The sequence below is a fragment of the Mitsuaria sp. TWR114 genome, from assembly GCF_007997345.1.
Window position 1 is genome coordinate 1 of sequence record NZ_VOSR01000682.1, and the last position, 2,758, is coordinate 2,758.

Annotated in this window: 4 protein-coding genes; 1 reads left to right on the top strand and 3 read right to left on the bottom strand. The window is 71.0% G+C overall.

Annotated features, from left to right (window positions below):
* Positions 1–329: hypothetical protein (locus FUT87_RS29185; RefSeq protein ID WP_186830702.1), on the top strand; the 329-nt coding region annotated here is incomplete at its 5' end.
* 32 nt (positions 330–361) lie between these two features.
* Here the strand turns inward: FUT87_RS29185 and fliJ are convergent.
* The 3 genes from fliJ to FUT87_RS22235 form a co-directional block, all read right to left on the bottom strand.
* Complete coding sequence (fliJ, locus tag FUT87_RS22225) at positions 362–832, bottom strand: flagellar export protein FliJ (RefSeq protein WP_147242422.1); 471 nt, start codon at positions 830–832, stop codon at positions 362–364.
* Positions 833–866: 34 nt separating this feature from the next.
* The gene (gene fliI / locus FUT87_RS22230) at positions 867–2,291 is read right to left on the bottom strand and encodes a flagellar protein export ATPase FliI (protein WP_099861639.1); all 1,425 of its coding nucleotides are present in this window, start codon (positions 2,289–2,291) and stop codon (positions 867–869) included.
* Positions 2,288–2,758 (bottom strand): FliH/SctL family protein (locus FUT87_RS22235; protein ID WP_186830701.1); only part of this gene is annotated, 471 nt, incomplete at its 5' end. The genes FUT87_RS22235 and fliI, both read right to left, overlap by 4 nt.

Genomic DNA, 2,758 nt, shown 5'->3' on the forward strand with positions numbered 1-2,758 from the left:
TGATGCTGGCCACAGGCAAGAACTTCGACCGCATCACGCTGGGCTCGCTGATCCTGGCGCTGGGCCTGCTGGCGGGCGTCGAGCTGCTGGGCTTCCAGTTGGCGGGCCTGCTGCTGCGACTGGGCCTGCTGGGTCGCCAGCTGTTGCGATTGCAGTTGCGCCATCGTCGAGCGGGCCGACTGCGCGGACTGCTGCTGCAGCTGCTGGTTGCTCTGGTTCAGCAGGCGCGAGAAGTCGGGCGAGCCGCCATCCTTGCGGCCGGCGGGGGGCGGACGGCATCGCGCCGAGGCCGCCCGGCAACGCGGGGGTGTTCTGGATCTGCGTCATGACGGGAAAAAAGGTTCCGGCGACCGGATCGCGCTCAGGCGACCAGGCGCGACATCGGGTTGCCGCCGCGCGAGGCGGCGCGGGCGGCCTGCTCGTCGGTGGCGCGTTGTTCCTGGCGCATCTGGGTGCGCAGCGTCTCGGCGCGACGGCGCTCGATCAGCTTGCGGACCGAGGCGACGCGCAGCTCGCGCTCGCGCAGCAGGTCGCGGGCGGCGCTCAGGCGCTGGTCGGCGTAGTCGGCGATGCCGCTCTGCTGGCCGATGGCCTGGTCCAGCCGTTGGCCGAAGTTCTGGTAGCAGCCCAGCAGCTGGACCGTGGTCCGCTGAGCGAATTCCTGCGACCAGCGGCTGCGGTAGTCCGTGCGGTATTGCGCCAGTTGGTCATGCTGGTTGCGGGCGGCGTTGGCACGCGCCTGCGCGTCCTGCAGATGACGCAACGCTTCATCGCGCTCGGCCTCCGCGCGTTCGAGGAGAACGGTCAGGGCCTGCAAGTTGGAACTACTCATGTCGATGACCTCGCTTCACGGATGTCGGCAGCTATCACGCAAAGTTGAGTGTGGCGGTCAACTGGTTGAGGCAATCGTTCAAAGAAGCGGGGGAATGCATGTCTTGTTGGAGCAATCGGTCCATGTCGCCATGCAGGCGCACCGCCAGGTCGAGTTCGGGATCGTGCCCCGGCTGGTAGGCGCCGAGCTGGATCAGGTCGCGCGCCTTGTTGTATTTCGCGAGCAATTGCCGGAATCGGCGCGCCAGTTCGACGTGCCGCTTGTCGGCGACGCTGGTCATGACGCGCGAGATCGAGCGCTCGACGTCGATCGCGGGGTAGTGCCCGCTCTCGGCCAGTTCGCGGCTCAGCACAATGTGGCCGTCCAGGATGCCTCGGGCCGCGTCGGCGATCGGGTCCTGCTGGTCGTCGCCCTCGGACAGCACGGTGTAGAAGGCGGTGATCGATCCCTCGCCTGCCAGGCCGTTGCCGCTGCGCTCGACGAGTTGCGGTAATTTGGCGAAACAAGACGGCGGATAGCCCTTGGTTGCCGGCGGTTCACCGATGGCGAGCGCGATTTCCCGCTGCGCCATCGCATAGCGGGTCAGCGAGTCCATCAGCAGCAGCACATGCTGGCCGCGGTCGCGGAAATGCTCGGCCACTGCGGTCGCGTAGGTCGCGCCCTGCATGCGCAGCAGCGGCGGCGCATCGGCCGGCGCGGCGACGACCACGCTGCGGCGCAGGCCTTCCTCGCCCAGGATGTCCTCGATGAATTCCTTCACTTCGCGGCCGCGCTCGCCGATCAGGCCGACGACGATCACGTCCGCCTGCGTGTAGCGGGCCATCATGCCCAGCAGCACCGACTTGCCGACGCCGGTGCCGGCGAACAGGCCCAGGCGCTGGCCGCGGCCGACGGTCAGCAGCGAATTGATCGCGCGCACGCCGGTGTCCAGCGGGCGGCGGACCGGGTCGCGGTCCATCGCGTTGATGGGGCGGCGCACCATCGGTTCGTCGCGCACGTCCACCAGCGGGCCGCCGCGGTCCAGCGGATGGCCCTGCGGGTCGACGACGCGCCCCAGCAGCCCATCGCCCATGGGCAGGTGCAGGCCGCGGTCCTCGTCGCGGCGCCAGGGATGGCGCTCCTCGCCGAGCACCGGCCCGTGCAGCGCGGCGGGTCGCGGCAGCACCATCGCGCCGCTGGCCAGGCCCTGGATCTCGTCGGTCGGCATCAGGTAGGCGCGGTCGCCGGAGAAACCGACCACCTCGGCCGTGACCGGGCGCTGGCCGCGACGCGGCGCGGCGGCGGTGGAGGGCATGTGGATCTCGCACACCGAGCCCACCGGCACCTTCACGCCGGTGGCCTCCAGCACCAGGCCGGCCACGCGCACCAGCTTGCCCTGCGGCTCCAGCGCCGGCGCGTTGCCGGCGAAGGCCTGCAGGTCGTCGAAGTACTGGGCCCAGCGGTCGGTGCGGCTGCTCATGGCTCGCGGTCTCCGCTGTTCTGGTAGCCGTGCGGCAGGCCGCCGTACTGGCTGGGGGTCGGATCGTTGCGGAAGTCCAGGCGCGCTTCCTGGGCCACCTCGGCGGCGCTGCGGCGGTCCTCCCAGACGGAGGCCTGGCCCAGCGCGCCGACGGCGGACTGCCAGCGCGCCGGCAGCGAGGCGTCGACGCTGCAGATGTCGGCGTCGACCTTGACGCCGCCCCGGGCGATGGACGGGTCGGGAATGACCTGCGCCTCGCGGGCGCGCAGCTCCTGGCCGGCGCCGTCCAGCACCAGCGGCAGGTCGTCCGGATGCACGCGCACGCGGACGTGGCGGGCGTTGATCAGCAGCGCCTCGACGGCGTCGTGCGCCACCCTGGAGACCAGCTCCGGCGCGGTCGACAGCTCGTTGCGCACGACCTGGCGGGCGAGCTCGACGGCGGTGCGGGCCAGCGCCTCGGCCATGCC

Coding starts and splice junctions, on each gene's coding strand:
- fliI (WP_099861639.1), bottom strand. CDS start 2,291: ATGAGCAGCCGCACCGACCGCTGGGCCCAGTACTTCGACGACCTGCAG.
- fliJ (WP_147242422.1), bottom strand. CDS start 832: ATGAGTAGTTCCAACTTGCAGGCCCTGACCGTTCTCCTCGAACGCGCG.